The organism is Enterococcus sp. AZ080, from assembly GCF_051714945.1.
GTDB lineage: Bacteria > Bacillota > Bacilli > Lactobacillales > Enterococcaceae > Enterococcus_B > Enterococcus_B pernyi.
Window position 1 is genome coordinate 1,656,177 of the sequence record NZ_JBIOSV010000001.1, and the last position, 17,195, is coordinate 1,673,371.

Genomic DNA, 17,195 nt, shown 5'->3' on the forward strand with positions numbered 1-17,195 from the left:
TACACGCTCCTAATATAGATTTCTAATCACGATCACCGTTTCAGAACCAGGTTTCGCATTCATCTTTTCTGCTTTTTCTTCAAGGGTGTAACCAGTAAACTGTTCGTGGGTCAATTCATCTTCAACGACAAACTGTTGCGCATGTTCGATTTCGAACGCATCAGGGGCGATTTCTTGGATACTGTCCCATCCGGTATCCAAAAAGATTTTAGTGTCATCCGTCACGTGTTCTGTTTTTTCAAATGCTGCAATTTGTTTTTTTAACATCCCCAACGTCATGATTTCTATCTTCTCTTCCATCTTTCATCCTCCTTCTATCTATAATTATTGTACCGAACTACAAGAAAAGATGATAGTCGAATTTGATATTTTTCTTTCGTCCATCCCAATCAGATATATACCAATTTATTTTTTTGTCTTTTTTATTGACAAACCTCACACATTAACGTTATGATTTTAGATGTTTCCAAACAAAATAATAACAGGAGGATAATTAGACCAATACGGAATAGCGCCAGGTCTGTTTTAACAGATGACGAGGAAAGGGTTGATCGAAGGATTCGGCGGATGGCCCTAGGGACTGCATCCTAAAAAGAAACATAAAAACTATCTGTGAAGGTAGAACAAAAGGTTTCTTACGCAGTTGGAAACGCTAATATCAAGTTTATAACAGAAAGTAGGATGTTTTTTTATGTGCGGAATTGTTGGAATGATTGGATTAGAGAACGTGACACCAGGGTTGATCAATGGTTTAGAAAAATTAGAATATCGCGGGTATGATTCGGCGGGTATCTTTGTCTCAAATGGAAAACAGGACCATTTAGTCAAAGCACGCGGTAGAATCCAAAACCTTAAAGATAAATTATCTCCAGAAACAACTGGTACAGCAGGTATCGGTCATACAAGATGGGCAACTCATGGGGAACCCGCTGAGAAAAATGCGCACCCCCACCACTCACAAAGCGGACGTTTTGTTTTAGTCCACAATGGGGTGATTGAAAATTTTGAAGAATTGAAACAACAATACGTAGCCACTGATGACTTCATCGGCGAAACAGATACGGAAATCGTTGTTCATTTGATTGAAAAATTCGTGGAAGAAACGCAAGATACACAAGAAGGATTTAGAAAAGCGCTAGAAGTCATCGAAGGTTCTTACGCTTTTGCCTTGATGGATCGCACAGCTCCTGAAACAATTTTCGTTGCCAAAAACAAAAGCCCTTTATTGATCGGTAAAGGCCAAGGATTCAATGTGATCGCAAGTGACGCGATGGCGATGCTTGCTTACACTAAAGAATTTATTGAAATCGAAGACCAAGAAATGGTGATCGTTCAAGCAGATGATATCACGATCCAAACAATGACTGGTACGATCATAGAACGTGATTCTTATGAAGCACAAGTAGATGCTTCTGACATTGAAAAAGGAACATACCCTTACTATATGTTGAAAGAAATCGACGAGCAGCCGATCATCATGCGTAAAATCGCGCAAACCTATGTGAATGAGGACAATGAAATTCCTTTAGATCACAAATTGATGGATGAACTGTTAGCAAGTGACCGTATTTACATCGTGGCATGCGGCACAAGTTATCATGCAGGATTAGCGAGCAAGCATTCCTTCGAACAAATGACTGACATTCCAGTAGAAGTCCATTTGGCCAGTGAGTTTGGTTATACCATGCCTTTATTATCGAAAAAACCATTCTTTATCTTTTTAAGTCAAAGTGGCGAAACCGCTGATAGTCGTCAGGTGTTAGTCAAGATCAATCAATTAGGTCATCCTTCATTGACGATCACGAACGTTGCTGGTTCTACGTTATCAAGAGAAGCTGGCTTCACTCTGTTGCTACATGCAGGTCCGGAGATCGCTGTTGCTTCAACTAAAGCATATACTGCTCAAATCGCTGTACTAGCTTTACTTGCAAAAGCAGTCGGTGATCAAAAAGGCAATAAACGTTCATTGACATTTGATGTAGCGCATGAATTGAGTATGGTAGCGAATGCGATGGAAACAGTAATTACCCAAAAAGATGAACTCCAAGAACTAGCTGCGGAATTCTTGAATGACACGCGCAACGCTTTTTATATCGGTCGTAGCAACGATCACGATGTCGCTTTAGAAGCTGCTTTGAAACTAAAAGAAATCAGCTATATCCAAGCAGAAGGTTTTGCTGCCGGTGAATTGAAACACGGTACCATTGCACTGATTGAAGAAGGCACACCAGTAATTGGGATTATTAGTGAGGAAATCACAGGGGCTCATACACGTGGCAACTTAAAAGAAGTTGAAAGTCGTGGTGCAAAAACCTTAGTGATCGCGGCACATGGATTAGAAAAAGAAACGGATCAATTAGTGATTCCTGCTGTCCATCCATACCTTTCTCCTCTTGCCATGGTCATCCCGACGCAATTGCTTGCTTATTACGCTACCCTATTGCGTGGATTCGATGTAGACAAACCAAGAAACTTAGCTAAATCAGTCACGGTTGAATAATTGTCCGATTAAAAAATAAGTATCAATAGCAAAAAATCCAGTGAGAAAAACGAAAAGTTTGTTTTCTCACTGGTTTTTTTATTGTAGTTCGATAAGTTATTTCCACCTCACACACTTATTAAAAGCCAATAATGCTAAGAAACTAAAAATCAAAATCAAACTAATACTCCATAAAAATGCTTGCTTTAATGTTGGATTTGGAAGACCTAGTAGCAACCCTCGAAGTGCTTGGATGATTGGTGTCATCGGTTGGTACTCAGCAAATAGTCTGATCGCTGTAGGCATATTTTCAGTCGGTGCGAATCCTGAACTTAAATAAGGTAAGATGGTAGTCAGGAGAGTAAATAAGCTTGCCATTTCTGATGATTTCGCTAATAACCCAAACAAGGCCGAAATCCAAGTAAAGGCAAGGATAAAACAAAGAATGAGCAACCAAACAAGTAGCCATTTTGCAAAGGTGGCGTTTGGATGAAAACCGATGAGCAATGCCACGGCTAATACGACAAAACTGCTCATCACACTTCTAAAGGCAGCTGCAAATACATGTCCATTTAGAAATGCTCCCCTTGAAAGATTTAGTGTTAGGAGTCGTTCAACCATACCAGAACGGACATCTTGGTTAATGACTAACCCGACGACAGAAGCACTTTGAGCAATACATTGGACTAACACTCCGGGCAAAACAAAATCAACATAAGATAGCTCACCTACTTCCATCGCTCCTCCAAGTACATAAACAAAAAGCAACATCAATATCACTGGGGTTAGTAGTCCACCGATAAATGTTTCCAGGCTACGAAAAGATAATTTAATATTAAGTTTAAATAATGTATTTGTTTCTATGATTGCTTTCAATTAGACCACTCCTTGTACTAATTTTAAAAAGATGTCTTCTAAAGATGCATTTTTCTGCTGGAAATTTGTGATCCTGATCGGTAATCGTTTTAACTCGTTCAGAAGATCAACTGAATCATTGAAATGATCCCCTACATTGACAGTCACAGAAAGTTTTTCTTCATTTTTTGTCAGTAGTCGTCGTTTAAAATGTGCAGAAAGTAGATTAAAATCCTCTATGGTCAATACATTGATCTCCATTTTCTGTTTGTCATATGTGCTTTTGATCATTTGTGGCGTAGCATTCACAATGATTTTACCTTCATGTAATATAGCCACTTTATCTGCAAGATACTCTGCTTCTTCCAAATATTGCGTAGTCAAAAAAATAGTCCGCCCTGATATTGCGGTTTCTTTGATCAATTGCCACGTTGCGATTCGGTTCTGGGGGTCCAAGCCTGTTGTCGGTTCATCGAGAAAAATCACTTGCGGATCACCGATAAAACTCATCGCTATATCTAAACGTCTTCGCATTCCACCTGAATAATTTTTAACTAGTTCTTGGCTGTATATTTGCAAATCAAACCGTTTCAATAAGTCACTGACAACCTTGTGCTTATCTTTCACATGACGAAGAGCTGCAATCATTTTCATATTCTCGTAACCTGTCAACATCTCATCAACTGCGGCAAACTGTCCAGTCAGACTAATAGCTTCTCGCACTTTAACTCCGTCTTTCAGTAGATCATGTTCATTGATTCGAACTTGCCCTCCATCAAAAGGAAGAATCGTAGTCAAAATTTTACAAAGTGTTGACTTTCCAGCCCCATTAGAGCCTAAAAGAACAAAAATTTCACCACGTTTAACCGTAAAATCTACGCCTTTTAATACTTGTTTTTTACCAAAATCTTTTTTTAGATCAATACTTTCGATTATTTTTTCTTTTTGCATGGCTTCTTCCTCGTTTCTATAAGATAATTCAACTATATATAAAATTAGAAGTATTATTTATTTTAGTTCAATATATTGAAAAGAAGGTGCGCGTATGAAAAGTTACGGAAAAACAATTAAAGAAATTCGCTTAAGTAAAGGGATTTTACTTAAAGGACTGGCGGATAAACAGCTATCGATGTCTCTTCTTTCTCAGTTTGAAAATGAGAAATCAACGATCTCATGCGAGAGATTCCATCACTTATTGTCAAAGTTAGAAGTAACATTTGATGAATTTATATTGATGCAAACTGAGAATACTTTTTCTGCTTCACAATTGGCGATTATCGAATATATGGAATATATGTATATCGAAACAATCCAAGACTGGATAAAGTTAGAAGAACAGTATGAAAAATTGTATATTTATTATCAAGAAAATTATTCTTTAGAATTGGATCATGTGTTACAATTATTTCGTTTTGATTTGGCAATGAAAAAGGAGATTATTCAAGATACGCCTGTCCTTGAAGCATATAAAAAACATAATCATTACTTAGAACCTGCCAAACACTATTTATTGAATACTGATACTTGGGGTATCTACGAGTTAAAATTATTCGCCCGTATCTCTATAGCAATTGAACCTTCTCTATTATTTCGTTGCTTGAAAATTGCGGTCAAGAAAAGTCAGCGTTTATCCAAAATACCGGGAAATAAAGATATTCTCTATCAAACCTTTACAACAATATTTTCGGTCTTTTGTTTCTTCGAAGAAGTAGCTTACGCTAAAGAAACATTCAAACTATGGAAAACATGGGTCTTTAAAGAAGAGCACATCGAACAAGCCATTTTTATTCCTTTTTATGAAGGTTGGATTGCTTTTTTAGAAAACGATGTGTCTCTTGCTGATCGAATGATGGAACAATCACTCCATCATTTAGAAACATTAGGCATGTCAAAGTCGTTAAAAGGTTATCGAATTTTCAAACAACTCATTCTAACCAATGAATTCCCCGGAATCATTGTAAATGATCCCCTATTTGGCGATTTTTTAGATATCAAAAATTACTAAAGAACGTGCATTTGATCAAAAGAAAAGAGAATCAACATCCTCTACTTGAGGGTTGATTCTCTCATCGTACGTTTTAATCGATTCCAATCTCAGCTTTGACAACTGCTGCGATTTTGTCAACATAATAGTTTACTTTTTCATCAGATGGTGCTTCTGCCATCACGCGTAGTAATGGTTCTGTTCCGGAAGGGCGAACTAAGATACGTCCTTCACCGGCCATTTCAGCTTCTGCTTCTTCAATGACTTGTTTGATTGCAGGAACTTCCATTGCACCGTTTTTGTTACTTACACGGATATTGACTAATTTTTGCGGATAGATCGTTACTTCTGCTGCTAATTCTGATAATTTTTTACCAGTTTGTTTCATGATATTCAACAATTGGATCCCAGAAAGCATACCATCTCCAGTTGTATTGAAATCTAAGAAGATCATATGACCAGACTGTTCGCCACCGAAGTTGTAGTCATTTTTACGCATTTCTTCGACCACATAGCGGTCGCCCACTTGTGTCACAACATCTTTCAAACCGATTTCTTCGACCGCTTTATGGAAGCCGAGGTTACTCATGACCGTTGTAACGATCGTATCTTTTTTCAGACGATTTTTAGCTGACAAATATTTCGCACAGATAAACATGATCTTATCGCCATCTACGATATTTCCTAATTCATCCACCGCAATGATACGGTCGCCGTCGCCGTCAAAGGCAAGACCGACGTCTGCTCCTTTTTCTACTACCATTTCTGCTAGACGCTCAGGATGCGTTGATCCGACACCGTCATTGATGTTCAAGCCATTCGGATTTGTTCCCATCGTGTAGAAATCAGTTTCCAAATCAGCAAACAAGCGATTGACAGATGTTGCTGTTGCACCATTTGCCGCATCTACACAGACCGTTAAGCCCGAAAGATCGCCGTTGATCGTCTGTACTAAGAATTGTGAATATTTCAGCAACCCTTCTGGGAACTCTTCGACTGTACCTAATCCCTCAGCAGAAGGTCGTGGTAATTCATCGACTTCCGCATCTAACAATGCTTCGATTTCTAATTCTTGGTCATCATCTAATTTAAATCCATCTGCACCAAAAAACTTGATGCCGTTATCTTGAGCTGGATTGTGTGAAGCAGAAATCATGACACCTGCGCTTGCTTTTTGCAAACGTGTCAAGTAAGCCACTCCTGGTGTAGAGATCACACCTAATTGAAAAACTTCGATCCCGACAGATAACAGACCAGAAACTAACGCTTCTTCAAGCATTTGACCTGAAATTCTTGTGTCACGTCCAACCAATACACGTGGACGTTTTCCATCTTTCTCATGTTGGCTCAGTACATAACCGCCGCAACGTCCTAATTTGAAGGCCAATTCCGGTGTTAGTTCTTTATTCGCTTCTCCACGGACACCGTCCGTTCCAAAATATTTACCCATAGCTGTAAATTTGCTCCTTTAACTTAATTTTCCGATGAATCCTCTTGACTATTCGGTTGACTACTTGATTGTGTTGTCTCACTTGATGATTCATTCGACCCTTCACTCGATGTTGACTGCGTCTCTTCAGACTGACGTGTCGTCGATGACGAAGAGTTCGCAGGTGTCGACCCTGCACCAGAAGTTGTACTTCCTCCCGAATTTCCGGAATTTCCCGAATTAGAACGGCTAGTGTTTTCCGTGCTTGTTTTCAGGACCGGTGTAATCTCAACATCGATTGAAGGTGGTGTGATACTAAGTCCACTCTCTACCGGAATATCAATATTTCTTGTCGTCCGGTGGACGATCCCAGAAATATCGATTGGTATCGTGATGCTATTTCCTAGTTGAGCCAGTTGACTCTCTGAACCAGTGACTTCTGCTTCAATGTCAGAGAAACTGAAATCGTAACTCTCCACATTATCTGCGGGGGTCCCTTGTGCTGTTCCATAAAGTCGAATCGTTTTCGTAGGCTTTGTTACCGTTGCTTTTGCAGTGACTTGCACTGGATCTGAAACAATACTTAAAGGTTCTCCTGCACTATTCAATGCTTGTACAGTGACTCTCGTATCGACCCCATCGTCCGTGATCATCGCAGGTTCGATCCTCGCTACGACCTGTTGGATCTCTTCCAGTGTCTGATCGCCAGTCGTGACCGTCACTTTTTTTGGTGATAATTCAAGGTCATTCAATTCGAATCCAGCTGGAGTTGATTCTGTTGTGAGTAAAGGCGTGACCTCAAATTCTTTTGTCACTTTTTTCTCGATAGTCACTGTGATCGTATCCGGCTCTAGTTTTGCTTTGACTGCACTGCTCAGATTTCTGATTTTCAATGGTACTTCATGTGTTCCTTCACCTAAACCAGTGAGATCTGCTGTCACCCGAAACATTCTTGTATCTTCAATTGCTTCGGCATTCAACTGAACACGATTGGCACTGGACAACTTCGCTGTGACCGTACTCTCATATCCATGGATATAATATTGATCCGTATCGTATAAAAGTTGTACTGACACATCAGAAACGTTTTGCGTATAGGCTTCATTTCCTGACAGCGTGTCTTGGACAGATTGTCCATTTGCATTAAAATACAGCACAATACTGAATAATAACGCAACAAACGCATATAAGATACTTTTACGCCTCTCTTTTGAGATCATTTGTGATCCCCTCCTTTAGTCATCACGTCTAAGAAGGTTTGGAGCGTATTTTTATTTTTGTTTTTTTCTTCGACGATCAAATTTTTACGCAAGATCGTCAAATATTCTTCTTGAGATAAGCCAGGCATCAATTGGTTATCCAACGTAATGCTGACATCTCCTGTTTCTTCTGAGACAACGATCGTAATCGCATCGCTCGCCTCACTGACTCCGACAGCCGCTCGGTGACGGGTTCCGAATTCTTTCGGAATCAACATACTTTCAGATAAAGGCAAGTAGGCACTGGCTACTGCAATTTTTCCATCTTTTACGATCACTGCACCATCATGCAGCGGTGTATTCGGAATAAAAATATTGATCAGTAATTCGCCAGTGATATCGGCATCTAAAGCAATCCCTGTTTCGATATATTCATCCAACCCGGTGTGGCGTTCGATCGTGATCAAGGCACCGATTTTACGTTTGGACATATATTGGATCGCTTTGTCGAAAGAAAGGATCATCTGTTCATCTTCTTGCTTCTCACTCTTCGATTGTTTGAAAAGTGAGCTACGACCGAGGTGTTCTAATCCACGCCGTATCTCTGGTTGAAAAATGACGATAGCCGCAATCACACCATACGTGATCACTTGATTCATCAACCAAGATAAGGTATGTAGACCAATAATCTCGGCTAAGATCCGAATAACAACAAAAATCCCTACCCCTTTTAGCAATTGGATTGCTTTTGTTCCTCGCAATAGTTGAATGAGTTTATAAACTAAATACCAAACAACCAATACATCGAGTATGTTCACCAAAAAATTCTGAGAAAACAAGTCACCGGAAAACATTTGTCGCCAATAGTCTAAATTAAAAAGTTCTCCGATTTGAAATGACATAGACAGCCTCTCTTCTCTTTTGAGATTTCCTCTTTAGTATATCATATGTTTCCTCAGAAGAGACTTATCTGCTTGGAATTTCCTAACAAAAACCAATTTTTTTCAAGAAATTTACATTTTCCATTTATTCACCAATAAGTTATTCTATTTCCTTGGATCGTTTCGTTTTATCATTCTTTGGTTTTTCTTCGTTCCGCTCTAGCGGCACGTCTGGCAGCACGTCTAGCTTCTGCTTCCGGATCAACCGTTCGTCCTTTTTTGACTCTCGGTTTTTCGATCTCTGGACTTTCAGTACCTTCTGTCGGTTCGATCTTCGCTTTGATTTTTTCTAATTGACCAGTCATCGCCGCATAGTTGTAAAACCGTTTTTTCGCATCTTGGATCGTTTTATTGAATAACTGCTCCGCTGCCTGCGGATGAATCGTTTCAAGCGATGAAAAACGGACTTGCTTGCGCATGAAGTCAGCCATCATGGTAAAATCAGGCTTTTTATAGTCTAGCATCATCGGCGTTTTCTTCTTTTCGATCAATTCAGGATTATAGCGATACAACGACCAATAGCCTGAAGCCACTGCTTCTTTTGCTTCTTTGATCGATTCTTTCATTCCACCTAGTAACCCATGAGCAATACATGGCGTATACGCAATGATCAACGATGGTCCAGGGAATTTTTCTGCTTCTTCAAATGCTTTGATCGTTTGCATTTGATTCGCGCCTGAAGCGATCTGTGCTACATACACATTCCCATACGTCATCGCCATCATGCCTAAATCTTTCTTCGAGGCATATTTCCCATTTGCTGAGAATTTAGCGATTGCTGAAGCAGGTGTAGCTTTCGAGACTTGTCCACCTGTATTGGAATAGACTTCGTTATCCATAACTAAAATGTTTACATCTGCGCCACTTGCCAAGACGTGATCGATTCCGCCAAAACCGATATCATACGCCCAGCCATCACCACCGATCATCCATTGACTATTTTTGACAAATAGATCTTTTTCTTGGTAGATCGTTTGTAATTCAGGAACAGCTTCAAGCTCATTTTCGATTGCCCCACGTAATTTAGCTGCCCGTTGTTGGGTTCCTTCGCTTTCAAACATATGCGCCAACCAATCTTCCATCAATTCACGTAGTTTTAAGGAGACTTTAGACATCACTTTTTTCATCGTTTCTGCTAAAGCTTCTCTTCTTGTTTGTGCGGCTAAAAGCATCCCATAACCAAATTCAGCATTGTCTTCTAATAATGAATTTGACCACGCAGGTCCTTGCCCACAATCATTTGTGGTAAATGGTGAAGCCGGCACTGCTCCGCCCCAAATAGATGAACAACCTGTCGCGTTGGCGATCATCATACGGTCACCGAACATCTGTGTCAATAGCTTCACGTAAGGCGTTTCCCCACAACCGGAACATGCCCCGGAAAATTCTAATAAAGGTTGATTGAACTGTGTTGATAGCACTGTATTTTTGCCTTTGATCGGATTTTCTTTTTGTCGCAAGGTCATCGCAAATGCCCAGTTGATTGCTTGTTTCTTTTGTTCTTCATAGGGCTTCATCACTAGTGCTTTACCTTTTGCTGGACAAGCTTCAACACATAGGCCACAACCAGTACAGTCTTCGACAGACACTTGGATGCGATACTTCAAACCATCTGGCCCACGCATTTCTCGAACAATGAACCCTTCCGGTGCTTCTTCTAGTTCTTCCTCATCGGCTAAGAATGGTCGAATCGCTGCATGAGGACAAACGAACGAACATTCATTACACATCGTACAGCGCTCACTGATCCATTCAGGTACTTCAAGTGCTACTCCGCGTTTTTCGTAAGCAGTGGTTCCTAAAGGCATATCGCCTCGTGTCATTCCGTTTTCTGCTAAGGTCCTCACTGAGAGCTGATTTCCTTCTTGAGCGTTGATTGGTTCAAGGATGTCTCTGATATAGCGATTTTGAGTATTTTTCTCCTTATCAGGAAGCGCCAATGTTGCCCATTCAGCCGGCACTTCGACTTTATGCAACAATTCCACTGTACGATCGATCGCCTTGATATTTTTTTCAACGATCGCTATTGATTTATGACCATAACTCTTCAAGGCTTCCTCTTTCAAAATCGGTAGGACTTCTTCGAAAGGTATGATATTCGCCAACTTGAAAAATGCTGTTTCCATCGCCGTATTGATCCGCCGACCTAGACCTACTTCTTGCGCCAAACGCATCGCATTGATCGTATAAAATTGGATCTCATTTTCAGCTAAATATCGTTTTAAATGGGTCGGTAGATGCGTAGCTAGTTGTTCGTCTGACCAAAGTGTATTCAATAAGAAAGTCCCTTTATGTTTCAACCCTTTGACTAAATCATAGCTGTGAAGATAAGCAGGGGTATGACAAGCTACAAAATCGGCATGTTCGACTAAATAGGTCGAACGGATCGGTGTATCGCCAAAACGCAAATGTGAAACAGTCAGACCACCTGATTTTTTTGAATCATAGTAAAAATAGCCTTGTGCGTATTTGTTTGTATGGTCACCAATGATTTTGATCGCTGATTTATTTGCTCCAACTGTTCCATCAGATCCAAATCCCCAGAATTTCGCTTGGAAAGTATTCGCTTCAGTCAAATCAAGTAATGGGCCAACCTCCAAAGAACAGTAAGTTAAATCATCAATGATCCCGATCGTGAAACGTTTCTTCATATCCGTTTTTTCTTTTTTCAATTCATCATATACCGCTACAATCTGATCAGGGGTGACATCTTTTGAACCAATGCCATAACGTCCGCCGATCACTTTCAGATGACGTTCTGCATCATATAACGCACTTTGAACGTCTAATAATAAAGGTTCTCCCCCTGCTCCCGGCTCTTTACTGCGATCTAGAACAGCAATTGCCTTTACGGCATTCGGTAGTTTTTCAATCAATGTTTCAATTGGAAACGGACGATATAAGTGGATATTCAAGAAGCCGACTTTACGACCGTTTTGGTTCAAGTAATCAACTGTTTGTTGGATCGTTTGCGCAACTGATCCCATTGAAATAATGACTTCTTCTGCGTCAGCCGCTCCATAATAAGTGACCAGATCATAAGAAGTTCCTCGAAGTTCATTGATTTTATCCATATACTTTTTCACGATTTGGGGCAAACGATCATAGTATCGGTTGATCGTTTCTCGTTGTTGAAAGTGGATATCAGGGTTTTGATTCGTCCCACTGGTCGTCGGCCGATTAGGATTCATTCCACGTTCACGAAAGGCCTCCAATTTTTCTTGAGGAATCAAAGGAGTTAATTCATCATATTCCAACACTTCGATTTTTTGGATTTCATGACTCGTTCGAAAACCATCAAAAAAGTTAACAAAAGGGATTTCTCCTTCTAAGGAAGCTAGATGCGCAACTGACGCTAAATCCATCACTTCTTGGACGCTGCTTTCCGCAAGCATCGCAAATCCTGTTTGGCGAGCGGCCATCACATCGCCATGATCACCAAAAATATTCAACGCATTCGTCGTCACCGCTCGACTAGCTACGTGAAAAACACTAGGTAAAAGTTCACCGGCTATCTTATACATATTTGGGATCATCAATAATAATCCTTGTGAAGCAGTGTACGTTGTTGTCAATGCTCCGGTTTTTAATGACCCATGTACGACACCAGCAGCACCAGCTTCTGATTGCATCTCTACGACTTTCACTGGTTGTCCGAAAATATTTTTTTTACCTGAAGCTGCCCATTGATCAACCAGTTCAGCCATTGTTGAACTAGGCGTAATTGGATAGATCGCTGCTAATTCTGTAAAGGCATATGAAATATATGCCGCAGCAGTATTCCCATCCATCGTCTTCATTTTCCGCATGTTTCATCACCTTTGCTCAATTTATCTAAATAATCTTTATTATTATACCGTAAACGAACAAAGAAAACCTCCTAATTTTGAAAGAAAAATCACATGCTAAAGATATGACAGAAATGCTTCGACCAGAATCGACAGGTAAAAAATAAAAAAATAGCTTTTCCCTTCTTACAACTTTTAGCTTTTTAATCTAGGAAATGAGAGATTAACGATTCACACACATTTATTTCTTTGAACAAATCATTGTCTTTTTTAGGGCAAAGTTATTACAATAGAATAAAGAGGTGTTAAAAAATGGATATTTCAATTATTGATGCAACAAAAACAAACAAAACTACTGGAATCATGTACGGAAACGAAAATGCACCAAAACAAATGATCGAATTTGTTAATCTTGCTTGTCCTTATTGTCGACAATGGTTTATCGAATCTTATGACATTTTAGAAGAGGCGGTTCAATCTGGAAGACTCTTACGAATCATCAAATTGTTCGACAAAGAAAAACCTAGTTTACAAAAAGGAAATGTGATGCATCATCATATCACTACGACGGATGGAAAAGTCGCATTAAAACAAATCAAAGCGATTTTCGATGCGCAAGATGAATGGAAACAACTTGATTTAGCCGGCATTGCCGAATATGCAACAGAAACACTTGGTTTAACCGAACAAGAAGACCAAGCAACTACTCAAGCAATCATCGATGAAGCAAATGCTGCTCACATCCAATTCGTCCCTACTGTAATCATCGATGAACATATCTTTGATGAATCGATTACACCAGAAGAATTGAGTGAATTGGTTAAATAATTCATCATTTGATCATTCCTTGATGTTCAAAATCAAAAATAGACCGAAAAGCGATTGGCTTTTTCGGTCTATTTTTTATCGTTGTAGTAACGAAGTATGCTTGGTTGAACGAAACTGTTGCGGCTTTTCTTGGAGGACCCGCTTGATATTCTCTACTTTTGCTTGTCGTTTGATTTCTTTTTCTATTTCCTTGAATTTTTTTAGTTTCTCCACATCATTTTTACGTTCACTGATTTTTTTTATGCTCATTTTATTATTGCGCTTCGAGATGACTCGAACTGACTCTATGCTTACCCCATGTTTCATGGCATTAGTGACCTTATCGAGATACCTAGCATCTGCAAGGATCGCTGATTTTTGTTCATCTGTAATTCAATACTTTTTGTTAGATAATCTTGTCAGTCTTTTCAATGATCGCCTTTTACTGATGACTAATGATTTTTTTACCGAAAGTAGCTGCGCAATTTGGCTGTTTGTTTTTCCTTCCCCAATCATCCGCTTAACATCTTGCGTTTGCTCCTCTGTCAAATAACTATTTGTCCGTTTTTTGATATTGGGATAGTTTACTAGATCCGCTTGAAACGTGATTTGATAGATATTGGTCAAATTAGTATTGAATTGCTTTGCGACAGCTTCTGTTTTCTCCCCGTTATTAAGCTTCGTTAAAATCAGGTGATTTCTAATTGCACAAGTTTTATGGTGATCCAAGTTAAGAGAGAGACCAATTTCGGCCATTGATTTCCTTTTTTTTAATTCCTCCATAAATTTGGCACATGCTTCAACTGAAAACAACGTCAGTGGCTCAGTTTTATTCTCTTTCTTATCTTTTTTCATGGGCTGTTTTACTGCTCGATTATGATAAACGACTTTCCGAAGTGCAGTAGTTTTCATATTGAACTTTCTAGCTAAGATCCTTGCTTTGATTCCACCCTCGCGATAATACAAAATTCGCTGATTCCTAAGTTTTCTTAGTTCATCCACAGGTGTATAAAATCGCTTGCTGATTTCTACTAGTGGCTGCCTTTGCTCGAATGCTTGTTCAATATGACGCGTGCGTGTCCGAATCACAAATTTTTGGTTGATATTCAATTGCTGGGCAATGATTCTTGTTGGCTTTCCTTGTTCTAAGCTCGCGACAATTGCTTGTTCTTGTCGATTGATATTTTTTAGCCATTTCTTACTTTCTTTTGTGACATGACCTTGCAAGGCAAGTGGTTGGCTAATTTTCTGACGAATACGTAAAACATCTTCAACTGATAATCGAAAAGTAGTGGCAACATCTTCTGGATGAGTCATTTGTAATCGTCTTAAAATGGCTTGTTCTCGTATCTTTTCTACACTACTCTTTGCCAATCTCCACCTGTGTGCAACTTCTTTGATGGTCAATTTTTGAACTAACTTTTTCTCGATCATATGATTTCGAATAGTAAGTATCTGTTGATGCTCCATATGTAGCTTTTTAGCGAGATCATTCTTTGAAGCACCGTTTATTAGATGATGTTTGATATAGTTATTGCGTACCTCTCGAATTTGATCTAGCGACATATTCAATCGGTGAGCGATTATTTCCATACGCGTACCTTTTTTGATCTGTCGTATAATTTCTCTTTTTATAACGAATCTGACCTGCCAAAGAGTAAGGTGATGTTTTTTTATGATATATGCGTTCGTTTTGCGATGTCTTATTTCCGCTAATACGTCTTGTTTTTTTCGATTGCTTGCGTACGTATTTGAAATCTTTTTTTGGATGTCACTACCTGTTTTTCATAATCACTCATTTACAGTTTCCTCCTAACTTGTTTGTTTCATTCTCTCGTTATAGGAGTATTTCTTTGATCGATCTTTCTTTTTTTCAACATATGCTAAAAAGAGATCAAGGGAATGATTCTACTTCGTCTTGATCAAAAAGAGTGCTAATGCTCTTTAGAATACTGTCCATTACTCGTATCTATTTATTCACGTTGTGTCATCAATTTCGTTTTTGGCATTTTTTCTTTTTGAATAATTTGCTGGATATTGCGGATTTTCGCTTCTTCTTTCACCTTAGTAAGTAGTTCATCCATCTTTTGTAGTGCCTTCATTTTTGCTGTTTTTCGTCTTTCTTGGATTTCTCTCCCCTTGATTTCTTCAAACCTAGTAGCCAAAACGCGGATGGTCGACTCACTAACCCCTGATTTCGAAGAATTCACAAAAGGAGTCATGTAGTTTAGGTCTTGCATGATCTGCTTTTTTTGTTCTTTTGTGACTCGATGCTTCATCTTGATTGTTCCTTTTTGTGATTTCATTTTTGTTTGCACACATCTGACCAGCGAGTCTTTGATTCCTAGTACTTCAGAGATTTCTCTGAGCGTCATCTTGCGATTGAGGCAGTTTCTAACTGTTTGCACTTGTTCAGGTGTCAAATAATCTAAAGTACGTCGTTTGATATTTGGAAATTCTGCCAGATTTGCTCGGAAAATAACTTCACGAACATTTTTGATATCCATTTTGAATTCTTCTGCGACCGCTTGAGTGGATTCTCCACTGTTCAATTTTGTTAATATCCCATGATTTCTCACTTTATAGATCAGGGGGACGATTACTCCTAATTCTTTTCCCAAAGCCTTCGTTATTTTTGTTTCTTTGATTCGTTTCAGAATTTCTTGTCTTGTCTCATCAGACACTACTGAAATATCAAATGTTTTCGAGAGCTTGCTGTAGTATGATCAAGCTTACTAGAAGCATTATTCCGACACAAAATCGATCCAACTCTGGATAATGACACATTAAATCTTTTTGAAAGAAGACTACTCGTTTTCCCTTGATCGCTTTGTATCAATAGACGAACATCTCTTAGTCGATAGAGTTCCTCGATTCCAATGTGGAATCGCTGACTGATTTCTTGGCCAGTCTATCCAGCTTCGAATGATTTTTCGATTTCCCGATTACGGATATCAATGACTGCTCGTTGACTGATCATTAATTCTTGTGCTACAGCTTTTGTTGTTTTGCTTTCTTCAAGTAAACTTAGCATCTTCGCTTTGCGTTCCTCTAATTGATCCAAGAGATTTTTGTTCGCGGAAGACAACTCTTTTGTCTTACTATTTGATTCTAGCGAACGTTGCTTGATCAAAAATACTTGTTCCATTGATAAATTGAAATCTCTGGCAATTTCTTCAGGATGTTGTTCTTTCAATCGTTCGATAATCTGTTCATTTCTGATTGAACAAATTCTATTGACTGATAACTGTGAATCTTTTGCTACTTCTGTTAAACTCGATCCTTTTATTGCGAATCTGCAAGTTTTGTTTTTCACTCATCTGAAATTCAGCTGCTAATGCTGCTATCTCTCCATTTTTTGCTAATGCGGTATAAATATAATCATTTCGATACTTACGAACTTGTGAGACTGTCAATTTCAACCGATAGGCAATTTTTTTTTGGCTTTTTTGCCCGATAATCTCTTGGATTGCCAGCTTTTTCTTGGTTGTATAGAGGCGCTCTCTGCTGATTTGATACTTGTTCATGATGTCTTTTTCCAACTGACCTGATATTAACTCACGATAAATGGCTTGATCACGCTTTTCTTTTAGGTCTCTTGTAGGATATAGTTCATCTATTTTACGTTTCTTACTTTTATGTGCTTCTTCCATAATGCAATCTCCTCCTCACTATCACTAATTTACATTCATTATAAGTACCTAAACTTTAGA

Annotated in this window: 15 protein-coding genes; 3 read left to right on the forward strand and 12 right to left on the reverse strand. The window is 39.0% G+C overall.

The genetic code is table 11. From position 1 onward, the window contains the following. Window positions 1–9 precede the first annotated feature (9 nt). Window positions 10–300: a hypothetical protein gene (locus tag IGK01_RS07815; protein WP_010735248.1), complete on the reverse strand. Its 291-nt coding sequence runs from the start codon at window positions 298–300 to the stop codon at window positions 10–12. Window positions 301–691: 391 nt separating this feature from the next. Between IGK01_RS07815 and glmS the strand changes: the two genes are divergently transcribed. Beyond that, window positions 692–2,500 (forward strand): glutamine--fructose-6-phosphate transaminase (isomerizing), encoded by a 1,809-nt coding sequence (gene glmS / locus IGK01_RS07820; protein ID WP_137072519.1) that lies wholly within the window; start codon window positions 692–694, stop codon window positions 2,498–2,500. A 96-nt stretch (window positions 2,501–2,596) separates the two neighbouring features. Here glmS and IGK01_RS07825 read toward each other — a convergent pair whose 3' ends face one another. Both IGK01_RS07825 and IGK01_RS07830 read right to left on the reverse strand, forming a co-directional pair. Next, window positions 2,597–3,355 carry an ABC transporter permease gene (locus IGK01_RS07825; RefSeq protein ID WP_023519808.1) on the reverse strand — a complete coding sequence of 253 codons (759 nt, stop codon included), beginning with the start codon at window positions 3,353–3,355 and terminating at the stop codon, window positions 2,597–2,599. Next, window positions 3,356–4,285 carry an ATP-binding cassette domain-containing protein gene (locus IGK01_RS07830; RefSeq protein ID WP_137072521.1) on the reverse strand — a complete coding sequence of 310 codons (930 nt, stop codon included), beginning with the start codon at window positions 4,283–4,285 and terminating at the stop codon, window positions 3,356–3,358. Between the two features lie 94 nt (window positions 4,286–4,379). Here IGK01_RS07830 and IGK01_RS07835 point away from each other — a divergent pair, with 94 nt between their 5' ends. After that, on the forward strand, window positions 4,380–5,339 hold the full coding sequence (locus IGK01_RS07835; RefSeq protein ID WP_023519811.1) for an Rgg/GadR/MutR family transcriptional regulator: 960 nt from the start codon (window positions 4,380–4,382) through the stop codon (window positions 5,337–5,339). A gap of 73 nt (window positions 5,340–5,412) precedes the next feature. On the opposite strand, the gene glmM is transcribed toward IGK01_RS07835, so the two are convergent. The 4 genes from glmM to nifJ form a co-directional block, all read right to left on the reverse strand. Further along, window positions 5,413–6,768 carry a phosphoglucosamine mutase gene (glmM, locus tag IGK01_RS07840; protein WP_010735243.1) on the reverse strand — a complete coding sequence of 452 codons (1,356 nt, stop codon included), beginning with the start codon at window positions 6,766–6,768 and terminating at the stop codon, window positions 5,413–5,415. Window positions 6,769–6,791: 23 nt separating this feature from the next. Beyond that, entirely contained in the window at window positions 6,792–7,967 is a 1,176-nt protein-coding gene (locus IGK01_RS07845) for a CdaR family protein (RefSeq protein ID WP_137072525.1), read from the reverse strand. Then, window positions 7,964–8,848, reverse strand: a complete 885-nt coding sequence (gene cdaA / locus IGK01_RS07850) for a diadenylate cyclase CdaA (protein WP_010735241.1) — start codon at window positions 8,846–8,848, stop codon at window positions 7,964–7,966. The genes IGK01_RS07845 and cdaA overlap by 4 nt, the downstream gene beginning before the upstream one ends. A 170-nt stretch (window positions 8,849–9,018) precedes the next feature. Further along, window positions 9,019–12,696, reverse strand: coding sequence for a pyruvate:ferredoxin (flavodoxin) oxidoreductase (nifJ, locus tag IGK01_RS07855; RefSeq protein WP_438840636.1), 3,678 nt, complete (start codon window positions 12,694–12,696; stop codon window positions 9,019–9,021). Window positions 12,697–12,987: 291 nt separating this feature from the next. Between nifJ and IGK01_RS07860 the strand changes: the two genes are divergently transcribed. After that, window positions 12,988–13,503, forward strand: coding sequence for a DsbA family protein (locus tag IGK01_RS07860; protein ID WP_010735239.1), 516 nt, complete (start codon window positions 12,988–12,990; stop codon window positions 13,501–13,503). A gap of 75 nt (window positions 13,504–13,578) precedes the next feature. Here the strand turns inward: IGK01_RS07860 and IGK01_RS07865 are convergent, their stop codons facing one another. The 5 genes from IGK01_RS07865 to IGK01_RS07885 form a co-directional block, all read right to left on the reverse strand. After that, window positions 13,579–13,752 (reverse strand): hypothetical protein, encoded by a 174-nt coding sequence (locus tag IGK01_RS07865; RefSeq protein WP_153829763.1) that lies wholly within the window; start codon window positions 13,750–13,752, stop codon window positions 13,579–13,581. 123 nt (window positions 13,753–13,875) lie between these two features. Continuing rightward, window positions 13,876–15,075 (reverse strand): hypothetical protein, encoded by a 1,200-nt coding sequence (locus tag IGK01_RS07870; RefSeq protein ID WP_438748162.1) that lies wholly within the window; start codon window positions 15,073–15,075, stop codon window positions 13,876–13,878. Between the two features lie 380 nt (window positions 15,076–15,455). Continuing rightward, window positions 15,456–16,166, reverse strand: a complete 711-nt coding sequence (locus IGK01_RS07875) for a hypothetical protein (RefSeq protein ID WP_438840637.1) — start codon at window positions 16,164–16,166, stop codon at window positions 15,456–15,458. Window positions 16,167–16,393: 227 nt separating this feature from the next. After that, on the reverse strand, window positions 16,394–16,678 hold the full coding sequence (locus IGK01_RS07880; protein WP_023519818.1) for a helix-turn-helix domain-containing protein: 285 nt from the start codon (window positions 16,676–16,678) through the stop codon (window positions 16,394–16,396). Window positions 16,679–16,715: 37 nt separating this feature from the next. After that, entirely contained in the window at window positions 16,716–17,135 is a 420-nt protein-coding gene (locus IGK01_RS07885; protein WP_438840638.1) for a hypothetical protein, read from the reverse strand. Between the last annotated feature and the right edge of the window lie 60 nt (window positions 17,136–17,195).

What these genes read in the sequence shown, in the direction of transcription:
- IGK01_RS07815 (WP_010735248.1), bottom strand. Translation starts at nt 300, where the DNA reads ATGGAAGAGAAGATAGAAATCATGACGTTGGGGATGTTAAAAAAACAA.
- glmS (WP_137072519.1), top strand. Translation starts at nt 692, where the DNA reads ATGTGCGGAATTGTTGGAATGATTGGATTAGAGAACGTGACACCAGGG.
- IGK01_RS07830 (WP_137072521.1), bottom strand. Translation starts at nt 4,285, where the DNA reads ATGCAAAAAGAAAAAATAATCGAAAGTATTGATCTAAAAAAAGATTTT.
- IGK01_RS07835 (WP_023519811.1), top strand. Translation starts at nt 4,380, where the DNA reads ATGAAAAGTTACGGAAAAACAATTAAAGAAATTCGCTTAAGTAAAGGG.
- glmM (WP_010735243.1), bottom strand. Translation starts at nt 6,768, where the DNA reads ATGGGTAAATATTTTGGAACGGACGGTGTCCGTGGAGAAGCGAATAAA.
- IGK01_RS07845 (WP_137072525.1), bottom strand. Translation starts at nt 7,967, where the DNA reads ATGATCTCAAAAGAGAGGCGTAAAAGTATCTTATATGCGTTTGTTGCG.
- cdaA (WP_010735241.1), bottom strand. Translation starts at nt 8,848, where the DNA reads ATGTCATTTCAAATCGGAGAACTTTTTAATTTAGACTATTGGCGACAA.
- nifJ (WP_438840636.1), bottom strand. Translation starts at nt 12,696, where the DNA reads ATGCGGAAAATGAAGACGATGGATGGGAATACTGCTGCGGCATATATT.
- IGK01_RS07860 (WP_010735239.1), top strand. Translation starts at nt 12,988, where the DNA reads ATGGATATTTCAATTATTGATGCAACAAAAACAAACAAAACTACTGGA.
- IGK01_RS07865 (WP_153829763.1), bottom strand. Translation starts at nt 13,752, where the DNA reads ATGAGCATAAAAAAAATCAGTGAACGTAAAAATGATGTGGAGAAACTA.
- IGK01_RS07870 (WP_438748162.1), bottom strand. Translation starts at nt 15,075, where the DNA reads ATGGAAATAATCGCTCACCGATTGAATATGTCGCTAGATCAAATTCGA.
- IGK01_RS07885 (WP_438840638.1), bottom strand. Translation starts at nt 17,135, where the DNA reads ATGGAAGAAGCACATAAAAGTAAGAAACGTAAAATAGATGAACTATAT.